The sequence below is a fragment of the Mesorhizobium sp. RCAM 05104 genome (assembly GCF_059683645.1).
Window position 1 is genome coordinate 261,412 of the sequence record NZ_CM185033.1, and the last position, 25,667, is coordinate 287,078.

Below are 25,667 nucleotides of genomic sequence, written 5' to 3' on the forward strand. Positions count from 1 at the left end.
CTTTCTATCTCGAATCCAACCCGGCAAATGCCGGCCTCGATTACTCTTTGATGGTGACGACGATGCCGGCACCGACGGTGCGGCCGCCTTCACGGATGGCGAAGCGCAGCTTCTCTTCCATGGCGATCGGCACGATCAGCTCGACATCGACCGTGATGTTGTCGCCCGGCATCACCATCTCGGTGCCTTCCGGCAGCGACACGATGCCGGTCACGTCGGTCGTGCGGAAGTAGAACTGCGGACGGTAGTTGGTGAAGAACGGCGTGTGGCGGCCACCCTCGTCCTTGGTCAGGATGTAGGCTTCGGCCACGAACTTCTTGTGCGGCTTCACCGTGCCGGGCTTGGCCAGAACCTGGCCGCGCTCGACACCTTCACGGTCAACGCCGCGCAGCAGCGCGCCGATGTTGTCGCCAGCCTGGCCCTGGTCGAGCAGCTTGCGGAACATCTCGACGCCCGTGCAGGTCGTCTTGGTCGTCGGACGGATGCCGATGATCTCCAGCTCCTCGCCGACCTTGACTACGCCGCGCTCGACGCGGCCGGTCACCACCGTGCCACGGCCCGAGATCGAGAACACGTCCTCGATCGGCATCAGGAACGGCTTGTCGAGCGGACGAACCGGGGTCGGGATGTAGGCATCGACCGCGGCCATCAGCTCGCGGATCGCGTCCTCGCCGATCTTCTTGTCGGAATCTTCCAACGCAGCCAGCGCCGAACCCTTGACGATCGGAATGTCGTCGCCGGGGAACTCGTTCTTGGTCAGAAGCTCGCGAACCTCGAGCTCGACCAGTTCGAGCAGCTCCGCATCGTCGACCTGGTCGACCTTGTTCAGGAACACGACGATCGACGGCACGCCGACCTGGCGGGCAAGCAGGATGTGCTCGCGGGTCTGCGGCATCGGGCCGTCGGCAGCCGAAACAACCAGGATCGCGCCGTCCATCTGCGCGGCACCGGTGATCATGTTCTTCACATAGTCGGCGTGGCCGGGGCAGTCGACGTGAGCGTAGTGGCGGTTAGCCGTCTCGTATTCAACGTGAGCCGTCGAGATCGTGATGCCGCGCGCCTTCTCTTCCGGCGCCGCATCGATCTGGTCATAGCGCTTGTATTCGCCAAAATACTTCGTGATCGCCGCCGTCAGCGACGTCTTGCCATGGTCAACGTGACCAATCGTGCCGATGTTCACATGAGGCTTAGTGCGCTCGAATTTACCTTTTGCCATAGTCTCTTTCCTTGGACGGCCTTGACCTTCAGTTCAGTCGAATGCGGGGCGATTAGCGACAAAGGCCAAAAAACACAAGCGTCTTTTGGCCGGGCGCCGTCTCACTCGGTCCGAACCCGAGATCCGGTTACGGGGATGTGGCGCTGATATAGGAATGCCCGCGGAGGAATGAAATGGGCGAGAGACCGATCGAACGAAGCCGATTGCGTCCTCGTCCTTGCCCACCACTGTCTGATACACGGCCAGCTCATGGCCCATTGCGGTCATCATCCAGGTCTGATCTCCTGACTGGATGCATTTCCTTCCGACGACCGTTCGCGGCCCGCTGTTCATGATCATTTCGACCGGGTCGTATCTCGTCAACGATACGATGATGAAACTCGCAACGTCAGGCCTGCCGTCCTACGAAGTGCTGTTTCTGCGCGGCGCGGCCGCAACGCTCTGGGGCTTCCCGCTGCTGTTCGCGCTCGGCTACGGCAAACAGATTCCGCTGATCTTCGACAAGCGCGTGCTGCGCAGGAACCTGCTCGAGCTGGCGGCGATCCTCTGTTACGTGGTGGCGCTCGCCAACATGCAGATCGCGGATTCAACCGCGCTCGGACAGATCACGCCACTCTTGATGCTGGTCGGCTCGTCGATCCTGTTTGGCGAGCGGATCGGCGGCCAGCGCATGGCGCTGATCGGGCTCGGCTTCATCGGCGCGCTGATGGTGGCGCAACCGACCATGCAAGGCATTTCGGTCTACGCCTTGCTGGCGCTGGGCAACGCGGCGCTGGCGGCGGCGCGCGACCTTGCCGGCAGGCGGGTCTCGGCCGAGGTGCCGGGGATGATCGTGGCGATTTCCGCCGTCGTGGTGGTGCTGATCGGCGCAGGGGCCGCGCATCTGGTCTCAGAGCGCTGGGTGATGCCCGAGACGCGCCACCTGCTGCTGATGGCCGGCGCCGGATTTTTCCTGATCTTCGGTCACTTCTTCATCTTCATGGCCTATCGCGTCGGGCCAACCAGCGCCGTGGCGCCGTTCTATTACTGTTTCACCGTCTGGGCGGTCATTTCGGGCCTGCTGGTGTTCGGGCAATTCCCCAATGCGCTGGCCGTCTGCGGCATCCTGCTGGTTGTCGGCAGTGGACTGACCATCGTGTCGCTGGATCAGCGCCAGCGCAGGCTGACCGTCGTCGCATAGCACCCGTCACCGGGCGCAAAGCGTTGGTAAGGATGAAGGTCTGGAGCGAATACCGCCTCCCGATATTCCGTCCGGGAGCCAATAGCGCGCCCTCGAAGCGTTCACGCCCGTGCGCAGCAGGATACCCGCTTGATTGAACGCTTTGGCGTACAACGGGACGTCAGGTCAGAGGTACTTGGCGTAGGCCTTTGGAGCGGGTAGCGGGAATCGAACCCGCACTGTGAGCTTGGAAGGCTCTTGTGATACCATTTCACCATACCCGCATACACTGACCTAGCTAGTCGACGTTGTTGCGAAGGTCAAGGACCGTCAGTCCGGCATTCGGAGCCTACAAATCCGCCAGCCCATCCGAACACTTTCGGTCAACACGGTGCCAAACTCGACCGTTCAGGGCGCCGATTTTCCCCGTCACGGCTTTGCGTCGACAGCCTGTCGGCGAAACCTGCCGGTTCAACGCTCGAAAGCCGCCCGGATTTGATTTCGCGCAAGGAAGGACGCGGTTGTGATTTCTACCTTCCGCATATGGTCCTCAATCTGCTCATCGGCACCGTCATCATAAGTCTGACAGTCCTGGTCCACACCTTTGGCCTCATCGCCATCACGCATGCGATGGGATACCTTGTCGCGCGGTTTCGCATGCATGGGCGTCGCAGCCGCACTGTTGCTATGATCAGCGTGGTGATGGGGCTTTTCGCCGTCATGACCACCGAGGTCTGGCTTTGGGCGGGGCTGTACCGGTTGCTCGATATCTTCGTCGACTTCGAAACCGCCCTGTACTTTTCAACCATCACCTTTGCGACGGTTGGCTATGGCGACGTCGTGCCTGCTCATGGATGGCGTATGCTGGCGGCGCTCGAAGGCGTGAACGGGTTTCTGCTTATCGGCTGGTCTACCGCCTATCTGATCGCTGCCGGAACGCGCATCGGCCCGTTCAAGGCGGGGGAGCATTTCTGAAGGGGTCCATTGTCAGACCGCCACTGAATGCCTGCTCTTCCCGGTTTCGAGATATTTGTCGAACTTCGCGGCAATGCTTCTGACAAAGGGGCGACTTTCCGCCGGCACGACGAAACAGTCGCCGTCCAGCTCAAGCAACCGGTCGGGATTTTTGAGAGCCATGGAACTTGCCTCGAGAAGGAGCCGTTGGCCGCGCTCGCCGAAGCGCTCCACCAGATCGATTGCCGAGAAGGCGAAATCGCACATCAGGCGCTCGATGATCCAGCCACGGACGCGATCATCATCGGACAATGCGATGCCACGGATCGCGGCCAGTCCGCCGCCTGCGACCATGCGTCCATACTCGGCGGTCGAAGGCATGTTCTGCGCATAGCCTTGGCGAAACTGGCTGATGGACGACGGGCCGAGGCCGATCAGGGTTTCGCAGCGATCCTCGGTGTAGCCCTGGAAGTTCCGGTGCAATGTCCCCGAGCGGGACGCAACCGCCAACGCATCACCGGGTTTTGCGAAATGGTCGAGCCCGATGGCCTCGTATCCCTTGTCGACGATCGCCCGCGCGGCCAGTTGCGATTGCGCAAAACGCTCCACGGGACCGGGCAACCATGCCTCGTCGATCATCGTTTGATGCTTCTTGAACCACGGCACATGGGCGTAGCCAAAAAGCGCTATCCGGTCTGGCGCCAAGGTCAGCGCCTGCTCGACGGTGGAGGAGACGCTCTCCCTGGTCTGATGCGGCAAGCCGTAAAGCAGATCGAGGTTCACGGACTTTACACCGCGTGAGCGAACCCCGTCGACGACAGCCTTGGTCAGCAGGAAGCTCTGCTCGCGGTTGATCGCCCTCTGCACCTTCGGATCGAAATCCTGTACGCCGAGGCTCGCTCGCGTCATGCCGATTTCGGCGAGTGCGTCGAGGCGTCCGTCGTCCATATCGTTGGGTTCGATTTCGACGCTGATCCTGGCGTCTGGAAGAAAGTCAAAGCTGGCGCGCAATGCCGCACCCAGCGCCACCATGTCCTCGGGCTTCAGCATCGTCGGAGAGCCGCCGCCGAGGTGGACAGCACGCACCCCGGCCTTGCCGGCGACAATACGGGCAACCGTGGCGATCTCCGCATGCAACGAACGGAGATAGGCGGCGACCGGTTCATAGTGACGTGTCTGCTTGGTATGGCAGGCGCAAAACCAGCAGAGCCTGTCGCAGTAGGGGATATGCAGATAGAGTGAAATCTCATCGCCGTTCCCGAGCGCTTCCAGCCAGCCTCGACAGACAGTGGCATCGACCCCCGCATGGAAATGCGGCGCGGTCGGATAACTGGTGTAGCGCGGCACGTTCTCGCCAAGTCTGGCAGCTAGCTCCGGTCGCATGTCACGATTCCTATGTTTTTATGGTCGAGGAAATGGCCGCATCGGCACGCCAATGCCTTGATTTCGGTCAAAGCCTCTTCAACGGACAAACTGCCGCAAGGCATTTTCAATGGCCGATGCTATCTTGCCGGCATTCTGGATCCACGGACAACCGCGATGACAGTGCGTCAAGATGTTCACAGCGCCGGCATTCCCGTGCTTTGCCAATCCTGCGAGGCAAGGCATCGCGGCGTTTGCGGTGCACTTGACCCCGACCAGTTGGTCGCGCTCTCCAAGACCTCATCGAGGTACACGATTGAATCAGGAGCAGAACTGATCGGCGATGCCGAGACCGTCAACAGCTATTCCAACGTGCTTTCCGGCGTGGTGAAGCTGACAAAGGGCCTTTCGGACGGACGTCAGCAGATCGTCGGCCTCCAGTTCGCCCCCGATTTTCTGGGGCGACCTTTCAAGGTTGAAAGCGAGATCAACGCCGAAGCGGCAACAGCCGTCTCCCTGTGTTCATTTCCAAAGGCGTCCATCGAAAGGATGATGAGGGAGTCGCCGGAGCTCGAGCATCGCCTACTCAAGCAAACGCTGAAGGAGCTCGACGAAGCACGCGAGTGGATGGTGACGCTGGGACGCAAGACCGCTTCGGAGAAAGTGGCGAGCTTTCTGCTGATGATTGCCAGGAATATCGATCCTGCAACTGATCCAGCCACCAATTCGACGAGCTTTGATCTGCCGCTCACACGCGCCGACATCGCCGATTTTCTCGGTCTGACGATCGAGACGGTGAGCCGCCAGTTGACCAGACTGCGGGCGGAGGGCGTAATCCGGATCGAAAACAATCGACATGTGACGGTGGAAAGCCTGAGCCGCCTGGAGCGCCGCTCCGGGGCCTAGCGCGCGTCCGCGATCCCGATCATCGGCAAGACATGCTCGCGTTCAAATGCGATGTGCCTGCGCATGCTTTCGAAGAAACCGCGCAGCATGAAGCCTATGGCCTCTGGATTCTCGACAGGCCTGCCGTGACCGATCGCGAGCAGAATTTCAGTCACCTCGCCGGCAAAGCACTCGTCTTCCACATGTTCGGCCCGCAACCGCCGGGTTGACGCAAGGTTCGCATCGCTGCCGACCACCGCCTCTTCGTAGGCTGGGAAAATGATCGTCTCTTCATATTGATGAATGTTGCGCAAAAGCGGCAAGATCGCATTGGCCGTGCTGAGACACATCAGGGGATCGACGCCTGGCAACGCATCGGCGATTTTCTCCAGAGAATCGCAGAGCCGCAGTTTCTCGCCATGCGCGCGCCTCATCACGGCTGCGGGCACGGCCTCCCTGTCGAATCGTCCAGCCGGCGTGGAAATTTCGCGGCGGTTTTCAAACAGCGGCGATCCTCGCGCTTTCTCCGAATTCAATGGCAACCTCCCGGTCGTTTGCGAGACCGACGCTGCCCAATCCGAAGGTGCCGAGCTTTGACATGGATCAAGGCGGCGACAAAGGCGCTGCTAAATGGTGCTGCCGCGGATCGATGTCCGCGAATCGGAATCTGAGGTCGGGGATATGTCATGAAATTCGGCACTGAAATCGTGGCTCTAGGCCTGTTCGCGTTTGCGGCCCTGGTGGCGGCCGGGTTTGGCGTGGACGAACCCTTTCGCCAGCATATGTGGGTGCTGTTCGCCGTGCTGGTGGGCTTTACCGTTGTTCTTCTTCGCAACACCAGTTTCGCGCGGGCGGCCGCGGTTGACCCATCGGCCTACATGGATGGGCCAATCCGCTACGGCGCCATCGCCACCATGTTCTGGGGTGTTGTCGGCATGCTGGTCGGCGTGATCATCGCGCTGCAGCTCGCTTATCCGGACCTCAATATCCAACCCTGGTTGAACTTCGGCCGGCTGCGGCCATTGCACACATCCGCCGTCGTCTTTGCCTTCGGCGGCAATGCGCTGCTTTGCACGTCCTTGTATGTGGTGCAGCGCACCAGCCGCGCGCGGCTGTTTGGCGGCGGCCTCGCCTGGTTCGTGTTCTGGGGATATCAGCTTTTCATCGTCATGGCCGCGACCGGCTATCTGCTCGGCATCACAGAGAGCCGCGAATACGCCGAACCCGAATGGTACGTGGACATCTGGCTGACCATCGTCTGGGTCGCCTATCTCATCCTGTTCCTTGGCACGATCCTGAAGCGCAAGGAGCCGCATATCTACGTCGCCAACTGGTTCTACCTCTCCTTCATCGTTACCATTGCGATGCTGCATGTGGTCAATAACCTGTCGATGCCAGCCTCATTCCTGGGTTCCAAGAGCTACTCTGCTTTTTCTGGTGTCCAGGACGCCCTGACGCAATGGTGGTACGGTCACAACGCCGTCGGCTTCTTCCTCACCGCCGGCTTCCTCGGCATGATGTATTACTTCGTGCCCAAGCAGGCGAACCGGCCGATCTACTCCTATCGTCTCTCGATCATCCACTTCTGGGCGCTGATCTTCCTCTACATCTGGGCCGGTCCGCACCATCTCCACTACACCGCCCTGCCCGACTGGGCGCAGACGCTCGGCATGGTGTTCTCGATCATGCTGTGGATGCCGTCATGGGGCGGCATGATCAACGGCCTGATGACGCTGTCCGGCGCTTGGGACAAGCTCCGCACCGATCCGATCATCCGCATGATGGTGATGGCTATCGCCTTCTACGGCATGTCGACCTTCGAAGGCCCGATGATGTCGATCAAGACGGTCAATTCGCTGTCGCATTATACCGACTGGACCATTGGCCACGTGCACTCAGGTGCGCTCGGCTGGGTGGGCATGATCTCGTTCGGCGCGATCTACTACATGGTGCCGAAGCTGTGGAACCGCGACCGGCTCTATTCGCTGCGGCTGGTCACCTGGCACTTCTGGCTGGCGACGCTCGGTATCGTCGTCTACGCCGCGGTGATGTGGGTGTCCGGCATCATGCAGGGCCTGATGTGGCGCGAATACGACGAGCAGGGCTTCCTGGTCTACTCCTTCGCTGAAACCGTCGCCGCCATGCACCCCTACTACGTCATGCGCGCCATAGGCGGGGCGATGTACCTCTCCGGCGCTCTGATCATGGCCTGGAACGTCACCATGACCATCCTCGGACACCAGCGCGAGGAGGAGCCAATGCCCGGCTCCGTTCCCGCCCTTCAGCCTGCCGAATAAGGAGCCAGAAAATGGGCTTGATGGACAGACACGCAATCATCGAGAAGAACGCCACGCTTCTTCTCGTTGGCTCTCTTCTTGTGGTGACCGTCGGCGGCATCGTCGAGATCGCACCGCTCTTCTATCTCGACAATACGATCGAAAAGGTCGAGGGCATGCGGCCCTATTCGCCGCTCGAACTCGCCGGACGCAATGTCTATGTGCGCGAAGGCTGCTATCTCTGCCACAGCCAGATGATCAGGCCGTTCCGGGACGAAGTCGAACGCTATGGTCACTACAGCCTGGCGGCCGAGTCGATGTACGATCATCCTTTCCAGTGGGGATCGAAGCGAACCGGGCCGGATCTCGCCCGGGTTGGCGACCGCTACTCGAATGGATGGCACGTTCAGCACCTTACGGATCCGCGTTCGGTGGTGCCGGAATCGATCATGCCGAGCTACGCGTTCCTGAAGGACAAGCCGATCGAGGTGAAGGATTTCTCGACACATCTGGTTGCCAACAGGCGGGTCGGCGTCCCCTACACCGATGACATGATCGCTCACGCCAATGCCGACCTGATGGCGCAAGCCGATCCCAACGCCGATACATCCGGTCTTGAGACCCGCTACCCCAAGGCCAAGATCGGCGACTTCGACGGCAACCCGCAACAGGTCACCGAAATGGATGCCCTCGTCGCCTACCTGCAGATGCTCGGCACCTTGGTCGATTTCAAGAACTACGACGAAGCCGCCGGCTATCGCTGAGGAGTTTTATCGATGGATTACAATTTGATGCGAGAGTTTGCCGACAGCTGGGGCCTGGTTGCCATGGCGCTCTTCTTTGTCGGCGCAGTCGCCTTCGCATTCCGCCCCGGCAGCCGCGGCCAAGCGGACGAAGCCGCCCGTATTCCTCTCAAGGACGATTGACGATGAGCAACGAGCATATCGACGAGGTCACTGGTGTCTCGACCACTGGCCACGAGTGGGACGGCATCAGGGAGCTTAACAATCCGCTCCCGCGCTGGTGGATCATAACGTTCTACATCACCATCGTCTGGGCGATCGGCTACACCATTGCGTACCCGGCATGGCCGATGCTGACCTCGGCAACCAAGGGTGTGCTCGGCTATTCGAGCCGTAACGACGTCGGCAACGAGCTGGCGGCGGCCGAGGTTGCCAAGGGCAAGTATGTCGCGGCAATTCAATCGAAAACCGTGTCCGAGATCGCCTCCGACGATGCGTTGCGCGAATTCGCCATCGCCGCCGGTGGCGCCGCGTTCAAAGTCAATTGCGTGCAGTGCCACGGCTCCGGCGCGCAAGGATCCAAGGGCTTTCCCAACCTGAACGATGACGACTGGCTGTGGGGCGGCAAGGCTGAGCAGATCCAGCAAACGATCACGCACGGCATCCGCTTTGCGTCCGACACGGATACCCGCGTGTCCGAAATGCCGGCCTTTGGCGACGTCATCACCGCCGACCAGATCCAACAGGTCAGCGCTTACGTCGCCAGCCTGTCCGGCACTGTTAGCGATCAGGCATTGGTCGCGCCCGGCGCCAAGGTCTTTGCGGAAAATTGCGTGGCCTGCCACGGCGACAACGCGAAAGGCAACAAGGAACTCGGCGCCCCCGACCTGACCGATGCGATCTGGCTCTACGGACCCGGCGAAACAGCCATCGCCGCCCAGGTCCGTGCGCCGAAACACGGCGTGATGCCGGCCTGGGGCGCGCGCCTGGGCGAAACCAAGGTCAAGGAACTGGCGGTCTATGTGCATTCGCTTGGCGGTGGAGAATAGGAAGCGGGGGTCCATTCTCTGGCCATCATCGCCCAGGCGACGAGGCCCGGCACAGCCGGGCCTCGATTTGCATTCCGGCACCCGGTTTGACTTGCATCAACGCGGTGCGGCTTGCCATGCGGCAAAGCTTCGCCGACGCGCGGCACTCAGGACGCCAGTAGAATCGGGAATGTCCGGTTGCACGGCAAACCATCGGTTGCGCGATTGGAGATACTCGTGCTGGACAACACACAGGTAGAACGGCTCGAAGCCGAGGCGGTCAACTCCGCCAAGACCCGTCAGCCACTTTACGCGGCACGCAAGAAGATCTTCCCGAAGCGCGCCTCAGGCAGCTTTCGCCGCTTCAAATGGCTGGTGATGGCAATCACGCTGGGCATCTACTATCTGACGCCGTGGTTGCGATGGGATCGTGGCCCATTCGCCCCGGACCAGGCGGTGCTGCTCGATCTCGCCAACCGGCGCTTCTACTTCTTCTTTATCGAGATATGGCCGCAGGAGTTCTACTATGTGGCCGGCCTGCTTGTCATGGCCGGCGTCGGCCTCTTCCTGATCACGTCGACTGTCGGGCGCGCCTGGTGCGGCTACACGTGCCCACAGACCGTGTGGGTCGATCTGTTTCTGGTCGTCGAGCGGGCCATCGAGGGTGATCGCAATGCGCGCATGAAGCTCGATGCCGGGCCGTGGACCGTCCGCAAACTCGTGCTGCGGGTATCGAAACACGCCATCTGGCTGGTCATAGGCGCGGCGACCGGCGGCGCTTGGATCTTCTATTTCGCCGATGCGCCGACGCTGGCTGTGGAGCTCTTCACCGGCACCGCGGCGCCCGTCGCCTACATCACCGTCGCCGTGCTGACGGCAACGACCTATACGTTCGGCGGGCTGATGCGCGAGCAAGTCTGCACCTACATGTGCCCGTGGCCGCGCATCCAGGCGGCCATGCTCGACGAGAATTCCCTCACCGTCACCTACAATGACTGGCGCGGCGAGCCGCGCTCGCGTCACGCCAAGAAGATCCTTGCCGCAGGGCAGCCTGTCGGCGACTGCGTCGACTGCAATGCCTGCGTCGCGGTCTGCCCGATGGGAATCGACATTCGTGATGGCCAGCAGCTCGAATGCATAACCTGCGCGCTTTGCATCGACGCCTGCGACGGCATCATGGATAAGCTCGGCAGGGAGCGCGGGCTGATCTCCTACGCGACGCTCTCCGACTACAACGCCAACATGATGCTGGCGACCGCTGGCGGTTCCAGCTCCGTCAATCCAGCGCTGGTCAGGACGGCAGATGGCACGTTCTCCGACAAGGTGGCCCATTTTCATATCCGCAAGATCTTCCGGCCGCGCACTTACGTCTACATGGCTATGTGGTCGCTGATCGGCCTGGGCCTGCTCTATTCGCTGCTGACGCGCGACCGGCTCGAAGTCAACGTGCTGCATGACCGCAATCCGCAGTTCGTCACGTTGTCCGACGGCTCGATCCGCAACGGTTACACCGTCAAACTGCTCAACATGGTCCCCGAGCCAAGGACGATCGTCGTCACCATTCAAGGCTTGCAGGGAGCCGAGATGAGCGTCGTTGGCATCGATGTGCCCGTCGGTCGTTCCGTCCCGATTTCGGTCGAACCCGACCGGCTGAAGATGCTGAAGGTTTTCGTGCGCCAGCCGGCAGGTCAGATTCAGGGCACGGCGCAGACCTTCAAGTTCCGGGTCGAGGACAAGGCGAGTTTCGAGTCGGACGAGTACACCGCCACCTTCAACGCACCGGAGACCGCCAGATGACCGCCAAGGCGCAAAAGCCCCGCGAATTCACCGGCAAGCACATGTTGGCCGTCATCCTTGCCTTTTTCGGCGTGATCCTCGCGGTCAATCTGACCCTGGCGACGCTCGCCAACACAAGCTGGACTGGCCTTGTCGTCGAGAACACCTACGTGGCGAGCCAGCAATTCAACAAAAAGGCCGAGGAAGGGCGGGCGCAGGCAGCCCTCGGCTGGACCGGCAAGCTGACCATCGCATGGGGCGAGGTCCGCTACAGCCTCGCTGATGCCGCCGGCAAGCCGGTTGCCTTGCATGGTGTCAAGGTGCTGTTTCGCCACCCGGCTTACGAGAAAGAGGACAAGTCCGTCACGCTCGCCCTCGCCACCGGCCAGGAATTCGCCGCCCAGCACATGCCAAAGGACGGCGTCTGGATCGTCGAGGTGGACGCCGATGCCGGTCTCGCGGAGCCCTATCGCGAGGTCCGCAGGATCATGATTTCCCATGGAGCGCTGCAATGAGTTGTTGTGCGCCGGGCGCGGAAATGGCGCTGGATATGGACAGCGGCACATCCGTCCTGCCGTCGAGCCAGGAGATCAAGCTGGCAAGTCGATCGCTTGGCGATGGTCTCAACCAGACCGACCTTTCAGTCCCCACGGTTCATTGCGCGGCCTGTATCCAGACGATCGAGGCGGCATTGGGAAAGCTCGATCGCGTGGAGAGCGCTCGCGTCAACCTGTCGACCAAACGGGTTTCGGTCCAGTGGCGTGGCGATGACGTTCCGCCGCTCGTCGCCGCGCTTGGGCGGCTCGGCTACCAGGCACATCTGTTCGCCCCCGAGGTCGATGAAAAGGACAAGGCGCTTGCGGAGCTGATCCGCGCCGTCGCGGTTGCCGGCTTTGCGGCCGGCAACATCATGCTGCTTTCGGTCTCGGTCTGGTCCGGTGCTGAAGGCCCGACCCGCGATCTGTTCCACTGGGTCTCGGCGCTGATCGCCATCCCGGCGCTTGCCTTCGCCGGCGGCATCTTCTTCCGCTCGGCGTGGAATGCGCTGCGCCACGGCCGCATGAACATGGACGTGCCCATCGCGGTCGGTGTCTCGCTCGCCTATGCCATGAGCCTCTACGAGACGATCAACCATGGCGACCACGCCTATTTCGATGCGTCGGTATCGTTGCTGTTCTTCCTGTTGATCGGCCGCACGCTGGATCACGTGATGCGCGAACGAGCCCGAACCGCCGTAAAAGGCCTGTCACAACTGGCGGCGCGTGGCGCCATGGTGGTGCGCGGCGATGGCGCGCGCGACTACCTGCCGATTGGCGAGATCGAACCAGGCATGCAGTTGCTGATCGCCGCCGGCGAAAGGATCCCCGTCGACGGAAAGATCCTTCGGGGATCGTCGGATCTCGATTGCTCTCTGGTTTCCGGCGAGAGCACGCCCAGAAACGCGGCGCCGGGGGAATCCGTGCAGGCCGGCGTGCTCAACCTTACCGGTCCGCTGACGATCCAGGCGACAGCCGCCGCGAAGGATTCTTTCCTGGCGGAAATGGTTCGCCTGATGGAAGCCGCCGAGGGCGGCCGCGCGCATTACCGCCGCATCGCCGACCGCGTTTCGGCGCTTTACGCTCCGGTGGTTCATCTCACCGCCTTCGCGACATTCCTTGGCTGGATGGCGGCGACCGGCGACTGGCATCGGGCGATGACCATCGCTATCGCCGTTCTCATCATCACATGTCCGTGCGCGCTCGGCCTCGCCGTACCGATCGTGCAGGTGGTCGCGGCGCGGCGCCTGTTCGAAAACGGCATCATGGTCAAGGACGGTTCGGCCATGGAACGCCTGGCAACGATTGATACGGCGGTGTTCGACAAGACCGGCACGCTCACGCTCGGACAGCCCCGTCTCATCAATGCGTCGTCGATCGATCCGGCCATGCTGGCCATCGCAGCCGACATGGCCGCGCATTCGCGTCACCCTTATTCAAAGGCCATAGCCGGCTTCGCAGGTCTTGCCGGCCGGCCCAAGCTCGAATCCGTCAGCGAGCACCCTGGTTTCGGGATTGAAGCCAGCGCGGCGGGAAGCACCTGGCGATTGGGTCGACGCGGATGGGCTGGATGGAAGGCGCGAACCGGCGGAGAAGGCAGACATGGCCATGGCGGAACGGTTCTGACGAAAGACGGGATCATTGTCGCGACCTTCGACTTCGAGGATGCGTTGCGTGCCGACGCCAGGGCAGCCATACTGGAATTGAGGGATGCCGGGGTGTCGGTCGAGATGCTCTCGGGGGATACCGCCGGGGCTTGTGGCAAAGTCGCGGAGATGCTGAACATCGACAGCTTCGTCCCGGCCCTGCTCCCGTCCGGCAAGGTCGAGCACATCGAAACCCTGGCGAAAGCCGAACACAAGGTCCTGATGGTCGGCGATGGGCTCAACGACACGCCGGCACTGAGCGCGGCGCATGTCTCGATCGCTCCGGCCACCGCGGCCGACATCGGCCGCAGCGCTGCGGATTTCGTGTTCCTCCGCGAAAGCCTTCTGGCCGTGCCGCTTGCCGTGGACGTCTCGCGCAAGGCGGGAAGCCTGATTCGTCAGAACATCGCCATCGCGATCGTCTACAATGCCGTCGCGGTACCGATCGCCATCCTGGGCCACGTCACACCGCTGATCGCGGCGATCGCCATGTCCGCCTCGTCGCTGCTTGTGATCGGAAATGCGCTACGCCTGCAAGGCTTTGTGGCAAACGCACCGGCGCAAGACGCGCGGCGGGACAGGCGCGCCAGGGGCGACCAGCTGGCACAACCCTCATGACGACGCTTGTCTACCTCATACCCGTGGCCCTTTTTCTCGGCGCGCTGGGCCTGGCTGGCTTCCTGTGGGCCTTGAGGAGCGGTCAATATGAGGATCTCGACGGAGCCGCCGAGCGGATCCTTATCGATCGGGACGACAAGCCGGACCTCTGATCTGGATGGCTTTGCCGACACCGATGTCGGCCGTCAGCGCGTTGCCAGCGCTCCGCACCATGTGGCGCGCACGGTTGCCCTTGGTCGAGGGCTCATGCCGGCCAACCAATGAAACTCACCCAGTTTGCGCCAACGCAAAGAGACGCTGCGTCATCTCAGGTATCTTCTGCCCATCAGCAACGGTTGAGAGACAGGAGACTAACATGTTCACGCGACGCGAAGCCCTCTTCGGAGCAGCCATTGGCGCTGCCGCCGTGGCGGCGATGCCGGCATTTTCCGCAACGGTCACACAAGCCGACATCAAGGCGCTGCCGCGCGAAAAGATCAAGCTTGTGGCGCCGCCTTTCGTCCATCCGCACGATCAGGTCGCCAAGACAGGACCGAAGATCGTCGAATTCACCATGACGATCGAGGAAAAGCCTGTCGTCATCGATGCCGACGGCACGAAGCTCAATGCGATGACCTACAATGGCTCGATTCCTGGCCCGCTGATGGTCGTGCACCAGGACGACTATGTCGAACTGACGCTCATCAACCCCGATACCAACTCCCTCGCCCACAACATCGACTTCCACGCAGCGACCGGTGCGCTGGGCGGCGGCGGCCTCACCTTGATCAACCCCGGCGAACAGGTGACCCTGCGCTTCAAGGCAACCCGGACGGGAACGTTCGTCTATCACTGCGCGCCCGGCGGTCCGATGATCCCCTGGCATGTCGTCTCCGGCATGAGCGGCGCGATCATGATCCTGCCGCGCGACGGTCTCAGGAACGACGAGGGCAAGCCGATCAAGTACGACAGGATTTTCTACATCGGCGAGAACGACTTCTACATCCCGCGCGACGAGAAGGGCAACTTCAAGAGCTACGAGTCGGCCGGCGACGGTTACGACGACATCGTCAAGGTGATGCGTGGGCTGATCCCGACACATGTCGTGTTCAACGGCAAGGTCGGTTCGCTGACCGGCGACAACGCCATGAAGGCCAAGGTCGGCGAGACCGTGTTGATCGTCCATTCGCAGGCCAACCGCGATACGCGGCCGCATCTGATCGGTGGGCACGGTGATTATGTCTGGGAGCAGGGCAAATTCGCCAATCCGCCGGCCAAGGATCTGGAAACCTGGTTCATCCGTGGCGGCTCGGCTGGTTCGGCGCTCTATACGTTCCTGCAGCCGGGCATCTACGCCTATGTCAATCACAATCTGATCGAGGCCGTGGAACTCGGGGCGACCGCTCATTTCATGGTCGAAGGCACGTGGAATGACGACCTGATGACGCAGGTCGAGGCGCCGAAACCCATCGCCTTGAACTGATACCGAAAACTGCCCGGACAGCGATGCTGTCCGGGCTTGGACAAAAGCCATGTCGCTTTCCATCTTGAAGCTTGTGTCGGTCGCCATGGCGGCCGCGGTTGTGCCAGCAGGACTGTCGATACAGGCAGCCGGCGGGCATCGACAGTCCGGCCCCGTTGCCACGACGACCTTGCTTCCCGGTTCGATCACCTACCCGATGCCCGGCGAGTTCCTGAAGGGCGGACGCCCGCAAGGCAATCCCCGTCTCGAGCGGCAACTCGACAAGCCTCTTGAAATCATGACCTATCAAGTCAGCGTCGGCGACTATGCGGCCTGTGTCGCGGCCGGCGGCTGTCAGCCACCACAGGAGACACGCGCGGTCCCGAGCGATGCTCCCGTGACCGGAGTGAGCTATCTCGACGCCGACGCCTATGCCCGGTGGTATTCGGAAGCGACCGGCGACCACTGGCGGTTGCCATCCGACGAGGAATGGGCATTTGCCGCGGCTGAGCGGTTCGCAGGTGAATTCGAGGGCGTGGAAGACGACGCCAACAACCCTGCCAGGCGCTGGCTGACCAGCTACACGGCCGAGGTGGAACTCAAAATCAAACCGGACCCCCTGCCCAGGAGCCGTGGCTCCTTCGGAGTGAATTCCCGAGGCCTCGCGGACTTCTCCGGCAACGTCTGGGAATGGACGTCGACCTGCTATGTCCGCATAACGTTGGCCGCCGATGGAACCGGTGTTGCGAGTTCGGTCGACAATTGCGGTGTCCATGTCCTTGAAGGGCGTCACAGAGCCTATATGTCGAACTTCGTCAGCGACGGGAAAAGCGGAGGCTGTGCCGTCGGAACGCCTCCCGACAATCTGGGATTCAGATTGATCCGGGACCATGCGGGATGGGCGAACCGGATCTTCGGCTGGCTGCGCATCGTCTGAACAGCACATCAACGTCTTTTCGACCCGTCGAGAGTCCGCCTGCCGCTGCGGCGCTCACCGTGCTTTTGGCGTCATCAACGCGGTTCCATAGATCACCAGGAAGCCGGCAAATGCCGCCACCCAGGCGGTGCCGGCAATGTCGATCATCACGCCATAGGGAACGAAAGTGGCCAGGATTCTCAGCGATCCCGCGAGAAGGATGGCCACGAAGATAAACGAGGCGCCTCTTCCGGCCTTGAGCTCTCGTCCGGTGTGCCCGAGCGTTGCGCGGATCATCACGGCGAGCGTCATCGCACCAACCGCACCGGTTCCGAGGGCGTGCAGTCCTGCCGCCGTCGGCACAGCGCCTGGGAAGAAGATCGACGCCGAGACCAGGGCAAGGCCGACCGGCACAAAGGCGTATGCGAGATGAAGTACCAGCACGAGCGGATCCCGCAAGGTACGCTCGCCAGCCCACCGCGATAAACGCCATGCCTGGACAATTGCGGCGGTCGCCAGCACCAGCGCGGAGACGATGCTTTCCGGGGCTAATGTCCATGCTCCCAGTGCAATGGCCGAGATGGCTATCGATGCCACGTCAAAACGGTCGAAAGGCGCGGGAAGCCTGCCGGGATTTTCGCGGACGAGCCAATTGCGCGTGAAGCTCGGGATGATACGCCCGCCGATGAGCGAGATGAGCATGATCGCCGCTGCCATGCCAAGCCTTCGGCTGATGTCCGATGTGCCTTGAATATGTGCCTCGATATGAAACACGCCATTGGCGCAAGCCAGAACGGCAAGCGGCACCAGCACCTTGAGGTTGCGCCAGTTGCGTCCGGCGACAATTTCGCGTGCCGCCGCCGCGGTGACCGCGAGCAGAAACGCACCGTCGATCAGGGCGCCTGCTTCCCAGCCGATATCCGCCGAGAAGAAAACAGCAGCGCGACCGGCAATCCACAGGACAACCAATGCCAGCAATGGCAAGCCTTGCACAGGCAGCCGGCCGGTCCAGTTCGGGATGGCGGTCAGCAGGAATCCGGTAACGATCGCCGGCAGATAGCCGAACAACATCTCGTGGACATGCCAGTCGACGGGAACGAACGCACTGTGGGCGTCGAGTTCACCCGCATAGATCGGCAGCCAAAGCAGAACGGACAGTCCGGCATAAAGCGATCCCAGGAAGAAGAAGGGCCTGAACCCGTAGGAAAGAAACGCTGGGCCGGTGTAGGCCCGCAGGCGTGGAATTCCCATGACTTTGCATCCTCAAATGAAAAGGGCCGGATGAACCGCCGCCCTCGGTCCGTCCGGCCCTAGCCTGCCAGTTATGCCGGCAGGCATGGCTGTATCGATTGCCGGTCAGTTGGCCGGGATCTGGCTGAACAGGTCGGCGAACACCGTCTTTGCCTTGCCTGGGTGCTTGACCGCCTTGGCGGCATCGAGGTTGACCGGCTTGCCGACAACGATCAGGGCGACCATGCCCATGCCGTAGTGAGGTGCGCATCTGACACCGTAGACGCCCTCCTTCGTCAGTGTGACGGTGATTTCCTCGCTGGGCTTTCCCTTGAAGGGTTCAGCGCCATCCGGAAGCATGCCCTTGATCGACTCAGCGTCGTGCGTCTTGTCGGTCGGCACGAACTTGACGGTGTCGCCGGGTGCGGCCTTGACGAAGGCCGGCTGGAAAACCATTGCGCCTTTTTCGCCTTTGTTGAGCATTTGCACCACGTGCTCTTCGGCGCTTGCGCCGCTGGCGAGCGCGAGGATGGAGATTGCGGCGGCGAGGATGGAAAGTTTCATCGATTTGTCCTTTGTTTCGTCTTCGCGGCATTGGCCGTTCCATGCCATTTAGCCTGATATGCGCTGGCAGAATTTGCGCTGGCGCAAACTCGGGGTAGAAAGGTTTCCCGCACGACTGGTGCGGAACAGGCCGTGGGGGATCCGCTTGGCTGCGCTGGACCGATCGCTGATATCGCGACTGCCGCTCTTCCGGGAACTGACGCCCGACGAGCAGACCGAGCTTCTCCGAGGCGCGAAATCGTCACGCTATGCCAAGGACACGGCGATCTTCGAGCAGGAAACCGACGCCCATTCCTTTTTCGTTCTGATCGCGGGGCACATACGCGTCGTTCGTACCACGCCGGACGGACAGCAGGTCATCGCCAGGTACATTAGCGAAGGCGAGATTTTTGGCGTGGCAGCGGCGCTTGGCCGGACGACCTACCCCGCCAGCGCAGTCGCCGCGGTGGACTGCGTGGTGCTGGCCTGGCCCAACGCGCTTTGGCCGGAGCTGGCGCGACGGTTCCCGGCGTTTGGGGCGACCACCTACAGGACGGTTGGGAACAGGCTGCAAGAAACCCAGACGCGGGTGATGGAGATGTCGACCGAGCAGGTGGAGCAGCGGGTCGCGCATGCGCTGCTGCGACTGGCGAACCAGACCGGCCGAAAGACCGACAGCGGCATCGAAATCGACTTCCCGATCTCGCGGCAGGACATTGCCGAGATGACTGGCACGACACTTCACACCGTCAGCCGTTTGCTCAGCAAGTGGGAAGAGAGGGGGATCATTGTCAGCGGGCGCCAGAAAGTCACGGTCAAGGACCCGCATCGCCTGGTGGTCCTGGCCGAGAACCGGGACAAGGGCTGACGGTCACCGGTCTCCTCGAACAACCGATTCCAATTCGAGGAGAAAGTCGCCCTCGTCGATCTGATGTTCTCGGCATGCCTCCGCCACGGTATGGAAAGTGCCGATCGGACAACCGACGCAAAGCATCCTGTACCTCAACAGCACTGCCACCGTTGCCGGCCATCGCCTCATGATCTCGTCGACGACCATGTCGGGATTGATGGAACTGGCTTGCTTCATGGTCGAACTTTCGCCTCCACAAAACGCATTCATATGCCCAGCGCGCCTTGCCTTCGTTGCGCTTTCGCAACTTGAAGAACAGCAGAGGCCGGATCGGGCTCCCCGGGCCAGATCTACGAACTTGGGAAACGGACAATGCGAGGATCTCGGCGGAGCCGCCGTGTCCGGCAGTCCATTGCCGGCACGCCCCGGAATGTCACGCCGCCGGCTTTAGCGCCGACCGCACCCAACACTGCGGGGGACAGCAGAGAGGCAGACACGGCAGCAACAAGTGATGCCGCCACCAAGACCGGCATCATCGCCAATGGCGTGGCCGCGCCCCTGACAGCCAATTGACAGCTCTGGCATGAGATATTGCGGTTGAAGCGATCCGAAACGGATTCGCCAGTGCAACCTGGAATGCAATGCAAATGAAGCAGATTGCCTTGTCACTTTTCGTGATCGCCGCCTCTGGCGCCTATGTGTGGGAACAGGCCGGTACGGCCCCCGCGGACGACATGCTGGGTTCGGCGCAACCAGCCGACGCCGCCGCGGGAGGTACCGCGCAGCCGGTAATCCCCGCCGCGCCAACTGACAACGCTCCGGCTCCGACCATGCCTGTGATTCGCCAGCAGAGCGTCCGGCTCGAGCCCCAGTTCAACACGCAGCCGGCGATTGGCAGGGAAACAACGGCCGCCATCACAGCACCCACCCCGAAGCTGGAACCCGTCGTAAAGCAAGCGCAGGTTTCGCGGACAGTCGCCCCGACACCAGTACCGACTGGAGCCACAACCGTACCGGCCGCCGTTCCCGCGCCTGAAACGCCATCCTTCGTCATCACTCCGGCCGTTTACATACCCATCCCGCAACCGCGGCCGGACTATGCGGAAGCAACCGCCCGCGTCATCCGTACAGGCATGAAGGCGACCGTGAATGCCGGCACGAAGCCGGCCGCGCATGGCTTCGTCGATGGCACCTACACCGGTCCCGTCGCGGATGCCTATTACGGGCTCATCCAGATTCAGGCTTCCATCCAGGGCGGTCGCCTGACGGCGCTGAAAGTGCTGAAATACCCATCTGACCGCCGCACCTCCGTCAGCATCAACCGGCAGGCACTGCCGATGCTGCGCGACGAGGCGATCAGCGCGCAAAGCGCCCATGTCGACATCATTTCGGGCGCGACGCTGACCAGCAGGGCCTTCATCCAGTCGCTTGGCGGCGCGCTGAAGAAAGCCGCTTCGTAGGTCCATGCGTGAAACCCGGATTTTGATGGGCATGCCCGTCACCGTCGATGTCGGCGGCGCGTCGCACGCGTTGATCGACAAGGTCTTCGATTATTTCGAGCACATCGATCGGCGCTTCAGCACGTACAGGACCGACAGCGAGATTTCCGCCATCAACCGAGGCGACGTACCGGTCAGGGACTGGAGCGGCGAAATGATGGAAGTGCTGGCGCTCGCCGAACAGACGAAAAACGAGACGGACGGATACTTCGACATCCGCAAGCCTGACGGTTCCCTTGATCCGTCCGGCATCGTCAAGGGCTGGGCCATCCGCAACGCGGCCGAAATCGTCCGACAGGGCGGGGTCAGCGATTTCTTCATCGAGGCCGGCGGCGACATCCAGGCGTCCGGGAAAAACGACGAAGGAAAGGACTGGAGCGTGGGCATCCGCAATCCCTTCAATGCGGATGAGGTCATCAAGATCGTTTACCCGCGCGGACGCGGCGTCGCGACGTCCGGTACCTATGTACGCGGCCAACATATCTACAATCCGCATGGGGCTGGCACCCCGATCGCCGACATCGTCAGTTTGACGGTGATCGGGGCGGATGTCCTCGAAGCGGATCGTTTCGCCACGGCGGCCTTCGCCATGGGACGGGACGGCATCTTCTTTCTCGAGCAAACGCCAGGTCTGGAAGGCTACGTCGTCGACATCGATGGCCGTGCCACGCCGACCAGCGGCTTCGGAGCGCTTTGCACGCCATGATCAAGACCATTGACCGATTTCTCGACCGGCTGACCATGTACAGGTTGATCCTGTATTATCTCATGGCTTTGGTGGCCACGGCCCTGGTGTTCGGATTTGCCGGCCTGGTGCCGCATAATCCGGTAGCGCTCGCCTTCACCACGGCCCTGGCGCTGGCGGCGTGCTGGATCGCCAACAAGGTCTTCGCCCGCATCTTCGAAGTGCCGGCCAACAGCGAGTCGGTCTACATCACCGCGCTTATCCTGGCGCTTATCCTCGACCCGGTGGCCGTCACCGATCTTGCGGGCATCGGTGCCGTGGCGTTCGCTTCCGTCTGGGCGATCTCGTCCAAATTCATCTTCGCCGTCGGCAGAAAGCACCTGTTCAATCCGGCTGCCCTGGGTGTGGCATTGTCGGCGTTCCTGCTCGACAAGCCGGCGACCTGGTGGGTTGGCGGCAATTTGTGGCTGCTCCCCGTTGTGCTGGTTGGAGGTATCCTCATTGTCCGGAAGCTGCGCCGGCTGGATCTTTTCGCGACCTTCGTTGCCGTCACGCTGGCGACGATCCTGGCGACCACCGAGCCCTCGCAATATGTCGTCGCGCTCAAGGAAACCCTGACTTCGTCGCCGCTGTTGTTCTTTGCCTTCGTTATGCTGACGGAGCCATTGACGGCGCCGACGGCGCGTTTGCCGCGCATCACCTTCGCTGCCATCGTCGGCTTCCTGTTCGCCCCGAACATCCATATCGGCTCGTTCTATTTCACACCGGAGCTGGCGCTGCTGGCTGGCAACCTGTTTGCCTACGCAGCCGGCCCGAGGGGACGCTTCGTGCTGACATTGGAACGCATCGAGCGCTCGGCCGTCGACAGCTATGATTTCATCTTCCGGTCGCCACAAAAGCTCGCCTTCCAGGCTGGCCAGTATCTTGAATGGACGCTTGGCCTCGACCGTTCCGACAATCGCGGCAACCGGCGCTACTTCACGATCGCCTCCGCACCCACGGAGGAAACGGTTCGCCTCGGCGTCAAATTCCATCCCGAATCCAGCGCCTTCAAGCGCGAGCTTATGACCCTCAAGCCCGGCGACCGGATTCACGCCGCGCAATTGGCCGGGAGCTTCACGCTGCCCGCCAAGCCCGAAACCAAGATTGCCTTCCTTGCCGGAGGCATCGGCATCACGCCGTTCCGCTCCATGCTGCAACATCTTCTTGACCGGAAGGAGAGACGGCCGATCGTCATCCTCTATGGGACCGAAGGCCAGCAGGATATCGCCTATCGCGACGTGCTCGGCGCCGCCAGGCGAGAACTCGGCATCCGGACGGTTCATGCCGTTGCCCACGGTGGCGAACGCGGCCAGTATCAAGGCTATATCGACGAGCGCCTGATCCGCTTGGCCATACCCGACTACCTTGAGCGGACATTCTACATCTCCGGCCCTCAGGCGATGGTCAAGGCGCTGCGCCAGAAGCTTCGCGCGATGGGCGTTCGCCGCTCGCGGATAAAGGTCGACTACTTCCCAGGGTTTGCGTGAAGCAGGGGTCAACGGTGTCGTGGCAAGGAAATGGTCACGACCAGGCCGGGGTTGGCGTTGGCCATGTCAAGGCGTCCGCCATAGGCTTCGACAATGTCCGAGACGATGGCAAGGCCAAGCCCGCTGCTACCACCCCTGCTGTCCAGCTGGACACCGCGCGACAAGGCGGATTGCCGATCCGCTTCAGGAATACCAGGTCCGTCGTCCGCGACGGCAATGACGACTCCACCGGACGTCGCGGATGCATCGACCCGCACCTCCGATTTTGCGTAGCGCACCGCATTCTCGACCAGATTGCCGAGGATTTCGGACAGGTCGCCTTCATCGATTGACGCCATCAGATCGTCGGCGATCTGCACCTTGAACGAAAGCTGCTCGCCGCCTGGCGTGCGCTTGACCACGGCAATGACGCCCGCCGCCGTTTCCCGAATGCGGCAAAAGGCCTTGGCCGATACGCCGGGTGCGAGGCGGGCGCGCGCGAGTTCCCGCTCGACGTGACGCCGGATCGCCGCCGCGCTCTTCTCGATTTCGTCGGCCAGGCTGGTCTCGCCCTTCTTGCGCAAGGCGCGAATGTCGGCCGACAAGACCTGCAGCGGTGTCTTGAGGCCATGCGCCAGGTCTGTCGCGCGGGATCGGGCGCGCGCCAGCGCCTTCTCCTGGGCATCGAGCAGCCGATTTATTTCATCGGCAAGCGGCTGCACCTCGCTCGGCGCCGCTACATCCAGTCGCGCGGCTCGCTGTGCAATCACGTTTCGAACCGCGACCCGCAGACCTTCCAACGGAGCAAGGCCGACCGTGATCTGGATGAAGAATGCTGCCATCAGGGCGAGGGCGAGCAGGATCAGGGCCGGCGCAAGATCGCGGACATATTCACTGACCGCCAGTTCCACGCCGCGATGGTTTTCCGCGACGATGGCGCGAAATGATCGGCCGTCGACATCGGTGACCATGCGCTCGACGGCGATGGCCAACTCTCCGTCGGGCCCTTTGAATTCCTTGAATTCCCTGAGTTCGCCGCCGGTTCCGAGGGCAGGCAGGGCAAGGGTTGCATCCCATAGTGAACGCGAGCGGACGAGGCTGCCGGAACCGACGTCCTCCACCTGCCAGTAATGACCGGACAAGGGAATGGAAAAGCGCGGGTCGGTCAGGGCCGCCTGAACTGAAAGGCGGCCGTCGGGGCCGTATGCGGTAGCGCCGATCAGGTCGTTGAGGTCGACGGTCAGCTCGCTGACGACACGCCGTTCGACATTCAATTCGAATAGATAGCGCAGTCCTACTCCCGCCACGGCAAGTGCGATGAGGATTGAGACCGTCGCTGCCAACCAGAGCCTGAAGCGGATCGAGTTGCCCATCAAGGGGGCTCATCGGGTATCAGATACCCGAAACCACGCCGCGTTTCGATGACGTCGCTGCCAAGCTTGCGACGCAAACGCGCGACAATGACCTCGATCGTGTTCGGATCGCGGTCATTGCCTGAATCATACAGGTGCTCGGCCAGTTCGGTGGGCGCCACCACGCTCCCGGCATGATGCATCAGGAACGCCAGGAGCCGATACTCCAGCGGCGAAAGCGAAACGGGAATGCCGCGCAGCGAGATACGCATCTGGCGCGTGTCCAGAAGCAGAGGCCCTGACTTCAGCACGGGCGCCGCCTGCCCGGTCGAGCGCCGCAGAATTGCCCGCAACCGGGCAAGCAGTTCTTCCATTTCGAAAGGCTTGGGGAGATAGTCATCGGCGCCGGAATTGATGCCTTCGACACGCTCCGTCCACATGCCCCTGGCCGTCAGGATGAGAACGGGAAACCGTCGGCCATTGGCCCGCCAGCGCTTCAGGACAGTGAGGCCGTCTAGCTTGGGCAATCCGAGATCCAGAATGGCAGCGTCGTAGGTTTCGACGTCGCCTGAGAACCATGCGGCTTCGCCATCGCGCACGATATCGACCGCCATCCCGGATGCCTTTAGGGCAGCCGCGATGTCGGCCGCGATGCGTGGCTCGTCCTCAGCAAGGAGAATCTTCATCAGTCGCCCTCCTCGCCCCCCATGATGACGCCGGCATCGGCGTCGACATCGACGATCTTGCGACGACCATCCGCGACGATGATCTGGAACCGATAGACCCATTTGTCGCCGAGGCGGATGAGGTCGACCGCGACAACATCGCCGGGCGTTTTGGCGCGAACAATGTCCAGGATTTTGGCAAGGCCTTTGATTTCGCCGTGTTCGTAGAGGTCCCGCGCCCGATCGTGGTCGCCGTCGTCATCCTCGTCGGCAAGCGCGGCAAGCGGCTGGACCAGGGCAAGCCCGATCAGGCCCATCACCATGAGACGCTTCAGCTTGGCTATCATCAACAAGGCATCTCGCACACGGAAGCTGTCAATCTGCTGTCAGCCATCCTCAGCCGCCAGCAAGCAAGAGTTCTCTATTGGGTTGTCATCGCGTCCAATCATGGCCGCGCTGAGAAGGATATCGAAATCATGCGCAATTCCATTTTTTTGCTTGTAGCACTTGGAGGCCTCACAATCTTTGCCCTGCCGGCGGCCGCTGAATCGAATGAGGGGTCATGTGGAGCGCCAGCTGCCGTCGCCCCTGCCGGTCCAATCGACCTGGAGGCCATCCCGATGGGGGACGCCACCGGCCCGAAGGCAGTCAAAGGCGTCGGCGACGATGAGTGCGATGATCGGTCCGCCAGTGGTGTCGTTGGCGAAAGCGAAGCATCAGACGACGACTAGTTCCTCGATCGGTGCCAGCGGTTCTTTCAGTCTTTCCGGACCCGGTCA

Annotated in this window: 26 protein-coding genes and 1 tRNA gene; 17 read left to right on the forward strand and 10 right to left on the reverse strand. The window is 61.9% G+C overall.

Annotated features, from left to right (window positions below; all coding sequences use genetic code 11):
- Positions 1–40 precede the first annotated feature (40 nt).
- Entirely contained in the window at positions 41–1,216 is a 1,176-nt protein-coding gene (tuf, locus tag AC56QP_RS01370) for an elongation factor Tu (RefSeq protein ID WP_256753628.1), read from the reverse strand.
- A gap of 292 nt (positions 1,217–1,508) precedes the next feature.
- Between tuf and AC56QP_RS01375 the strand changes: the two genes are divergently transcribed.
- Positions 1,509–2,396: a DMT family transporter gene (locus tag AC56QP_RS01375; protein ID WP_489861222.1), complete on the forward strand. Its 888-nt coding sequence runs from the start codon at positions 1,509–1,511 to the stop codon at positions 2,394–2,396.
- A 189-nt stretch (positions 2,397–2,585) separates the two neighbouring features.
- On the opposite strand, the gene AC56QP_RS01380 is transcribed toward AC56QP_RS01375, so the two are convergent.
- Positions 2,586–2,659: transfer RNA gene (locus AC56QP_RS01380), tRNA-Gly, on the reverse strand.
- Between the two features lie 211 nt (positions 2,660–2,870).
- On the opposite strand from AC56QP_RS01380, the gene AC56QP_RS01385 reads away from it, so the two are divergent.
- Positions 2,871–3,350 (forward strand): potassium channel family protein, encoded by a 480-nt coding sequence (locus AC56QP_RS01385; RefSeq protein WP_489861221.1) that lies wholly within the window; start codon positions 2,871–2,873, stop codon positions 3,348–3,350.
- 12 nt (positions 3,351–3,362) lie between these two features.
- On the opposite strand, the gene hemN is transcribed toward AC56QP_RS01385, so the two are convergent.
- Positions 3,363–4,712 carry an oxygen-independent coproporphyrinogen III oxidase gene (hemN, locus tag AC56QP_RS01390; RefSeq protein WP_489861220.1) on the reverse strand — a complete coding sequence of 450 codons (1,350 nt, stop codon included), beginning with the start codon at positions 4,710–4,712 and terminating at the stop codon, positions 3,363–3,365.
- Positions 4,713–4,868: 156 nt separating this feature from the next.
- On the opposite strand from hemN, the gene AC56QP_RS01395 reads away from it, so the two are divergent.
- Positions 4,869–5,597: a Crp/Fnr family transcriptional regulator gene (locus AC56QP_RS01395; RefSeq protein WP_489863426.1), complete on the forward strand. Its 729-nt coding sequence runs from the start codon at positions 4,869–4,871 to the stop codon at positions 5,595–5,597.
- Here the strand turns inward: AC56QP_RS01395 and AC56QP_RS01400 are convergent.
- Entirely contained in the window at positions 5,594–6,010 is a 417-nt protein-coding gene (locus tag AC56QP_RS01400; protein WP_489863425.1) for a hemerythrin domain-containing protein, read from the reverse strand. The two genes, AC56QP_RS01395 and AC56QP_RS01400, sit on opposite strands and share 4 nt — an antisense overlap.
- A 252-nt stretch (positions 6,011–6,262) precedes the next feature.
- On the opposite strand from AC56QP_RS01400, the gene ccoN reads away from it, so the two are divergent.
- The 10 genes from ccoN (at position 6,263) to AC56QP_RS01450 (ending at position 16,577) form a co-directional block, all read left to right on the forward strand.
- Positions 6,263–7,873: a cytochrome-c oxidase, cbb3-type subunit I gene (gene ccoN / locus AC56QP_RS01405; RefSeq protein ID WP_489861219.1), complete on the forward strand. Its 1,611-nt coding sequence runs from the start codon at positions 6,263–6,265 to the stop codon at positions 7,871–7,873.
- An 11-nt stretch (positions 7,874–7,884) separates the two neighbouring features.
- Positions 7,885–8,616 carry a cytochrome-c oxidase, cbb3-type subunit II gene (ccoO, locus tag AC56QP_RS01410; protein WP_489861218.1) on the forward strand — a complete coding sequence of 244 codons (732 nt, stop codon included), beginning with the start codon at positions 7,885–7,887 and terminating at the stop codon, positions 8,614–8,616.
- Positions 8,617–8,628: 12 nt separating this feature from the next.
- On the forward strand, positions 8,629–8,778 hold the full coding sequence (locus AC56QP_RS01415) for a cbb3-type cytochrome c oxidase subunit 3 (protein ID WP_091586321.1): 150 nt from the start codon (positions 8,629–8,631) through the stop codon (positions 8,776–8,778).
- Between the two features lie 2 nt (positions 8,779–8,780).
- Positions 8,781–9,644: a cytochrome-c oxidase, cbb3-type subunit III gene (gene ccoP, locus AC56QP_RS01420; RefSeq protein ID WP_489861217.1), complete on the forward strand. Its 864-nt coding sequence runs from the start codon at positions 8,781–8,783 to the stop codon at positions 9,642–9,644.
- A gap of 216 nt (positions 9,645–9,860) precedes the next feature.
- Positions 9,861–11,420 carry a cytochrome c oxidase accessory protein CcoG gene (gene ccoG, locus AC56QP_RS01425; RefSeq protein ID WP_489861216.1) on the forward strand — a complete coding sequence of 520 codons (1,560 nt, stop codon included), beginning with the start codon at positions 9,861–9,863 and terminating at the stop codon, positions 11,418–11,420.
- On the forward strand, positions 11,417–11,914 hold the full coding sequence (locus AC56QP_RS01430) for a FixH family protein (protein ID WP_489861215.1): 498 nt from the start codon (positions 11,417–11,419) through the stop codon (positions 11,912–11,914). The genes ccoG and AC56QP_RS01430 overlap by 4 nt, the downstream gene beginning before the upstream one ends.
- Positions 11,911–14,199, forward strand: a complete 2,289-nt coding sequence (locus AC56QP_RS01435) for a heavy metal translocating P-type ATPase (protein WP_489861214.1) — start codon at positions 11,911–11,913, stop codon at positions 14,197–14,199. The genes AC56QP_RS01430 and AC56QP_RS01435 overlap by 4 nt, the downstream gene beginning before the upstream one ends.
- On the forward strand, positions 14,196–14,351 hold the full coding sequence (gene ccoS, locus AC56QP_RS01440) for a cbb3-type cytochrome oxidase assembly protein CcoS (RefSeq protein WP_091586331.1): 156 nt from the start codon (positions 14,196–14,198) through the stop codon (positions 14,349–14,351). Before AC56QP_RS01435 ends, ccoS begins: the two co-directional genes overlap by 4 nt.
- Positions 14,352–14,554: 203 nt before the next feature.
- Entirely contained in the window at positions 14,555–15,661 is a 1,107-nt protein-coding gene (gene nirK, locus AC56QP_RS01445) for a copper-containing nitrite reductase (RefSeq protein WP_489861213.1), read from the forward strand.
- 49 nt (positions 15,662–15,710) lie between these two features.
- The gene (locus AC56QP_RS01450) at positions 15,711–16,577 is read left to right on the forward strand and encodes an SUMF1/EgtB/PvdO family nonheme iron enzyme (protein ID WP_497100849.1); all 867 of its coding nucleotides are present in this window, start codon (positions 15,711–15,713) and stop codon (positions 16,575–16,577) included.
- 54 nt (positions 16,578–16,631) lie between these two features.
- On the opposite strand, the gene AC56QP_RS01455 is transcribed toward AC56QP_RS01450, so the two are convergent.
- Positions 16,632–17,807, reverse strand: a complete 1,176-nt coding sequence (locus AC56QP_RS01455; protein ID WP_489861211.1) for an NnrS family protein — start codon at positions 17,805–17,807, stop codon at positions 16,632–16,634.
- A gap of 105 nt (positions 17,808–17,912) precedes the next feature.
- Positions 17,913–18,350 carry a pseudoazurin gene (locus AC56QP_RS01460; protein ID WP_489861210.1) on the reverse strand — a complete coding sequence of 146 codons (438 nt, stop codon included), beginning with the start codon at positions 18,348–18,350 and terminating at the stop codon, positions 17,913–17,915.
- A 145-nt stretch (positions 18,351–18,495) separates the two neighbouring features.
- On the opposite strand from AC56QP_RS01460, the gene AC56QP_RS01465 reads away from it, so the two are divergent.
- Positions 18,496–19,197: a Crp/Fnr family transcriptional regulator gene (locus tag AC56QP_RS01465; protein ID WP_489861209.1), complete on the forward strand. Its 702-nt coding sequence runs from the start codon at positions 18,496–18,498 to the stop codon at positions 19,195–19,197.
- Between the two features lie 3 nt (positions 19,198–19,200).
- Here AC56QP_RS01465 and AC56QP_RS01470 read toward each other — a convergent pair whose 3' ends face one another.
- Entirely contained in the window at positions 19,201–19,449 is a 249-nt protein-coding gene (locus AC56QP_RS01470; protein WP_497103893.1) for a DUF1858 domain-containing protein, read from the reverse strand.
- Positions 19,450–19,826: 377 nt separating this feature from the next.
- On the opposite strand from AC56QP_RS01470, the gene AC56QP_RS01475 reads away from it, so the two are divergent.
- Genes AC56QP_RS01475 through AC56QP_RS01485 form a run of 3 tightly spaced genes read left to right on the forward strand, consistent with a single transcriptional unit; the run spans position 19,827 to position 22,892 of the window.
- Positions 19,827–20,639 (forward strand): FMN-binding protein, encoded by an 813-nt coding sequence (locus AC56QP_RS01475; RefSeq protein ID WP_497103894.1) that lies wholly within the window; start codon positions 19,827–19,829, stop codon positions 20,637–20,639.
- 31 nt (positions 20,640–20,670) lie between these two features.
- A complete protein-coding gene (locus AC56QP_RS01480) occupies positions 20,671–21,384 on the forward strand; it encodes an FAD:protein FMN transferase (RefSeq protein ID WP_489861206.1) in 714 nt (237 codons plus the stop codon).
- Entirely contained in the window at positions 21,381–22,892 is a 1,512-nt protein-coding gene (locus tag AC56QP_RS01485) for an RnfABCDGE type electron transport complex subunit D (RefSeq protein WP_489861205.1), read from the forward strand. The genes AC56QP_RS01480 and AC56QP_RS01485 overlap by 4 nt, the downstream gene beginning before the upstream one ends.
- Before the next feature lie 8 nt (positions 22,893–22,900).
- On the opposite strand, the gene AC56QP_RS01490 is transcribed toward AC56QP_RS01485, so the two are convergent.
- The 3 genes from AC56QP_RS01490 to AC56QP_RS01500 are packed head-to-tail and all read right to left on the reverse strand — an operon-like array spanning position 22,901 to position 25,235.
- Positions 22,901–24,244, reverse strand: a complete 1,344-nt coding sequence (locus tag AC56QP_RS01490) for a sensor histidine kinase (protein WP_489861204.1) — start codon at positions 24,242–24,244, stop codon at positions 22,901–22,903.
- Positions 24,244–24,909, reverse strand: a complete 666-nt coding sequence (locus AC56QP_RS01495; protein WP_489861203.1) for a response regulator transcription factor — start codon at positions 24,907–24,909, stop codon at positions 24,244–24,246. The genes AC56QP_RS01490 and AC56QP_RS01495 overlap by 1 nt, the downstream gene beginning before the upstream one ends.
- Positions 24,909–25,235 carry a PepSY domain-containing protein gene (locus tag AC56QP_RS01500; RefSeq protein ID WP_489863423.1) on the reverse strand — a complete coding sequence of 109 codons (327 nt, stop codon included), beginning with the start codon at positions 25,233–25,235 and terminating at the stop codon, positions 24,909–24,911. Before AC56QP_RS01500 ends, AC56QP_RS01495 begins: the two co-directional genes overlap by 1 nt.
- Between the last annotated feature and the right edge of the window lie 432 nt (positions 25,236–25,667).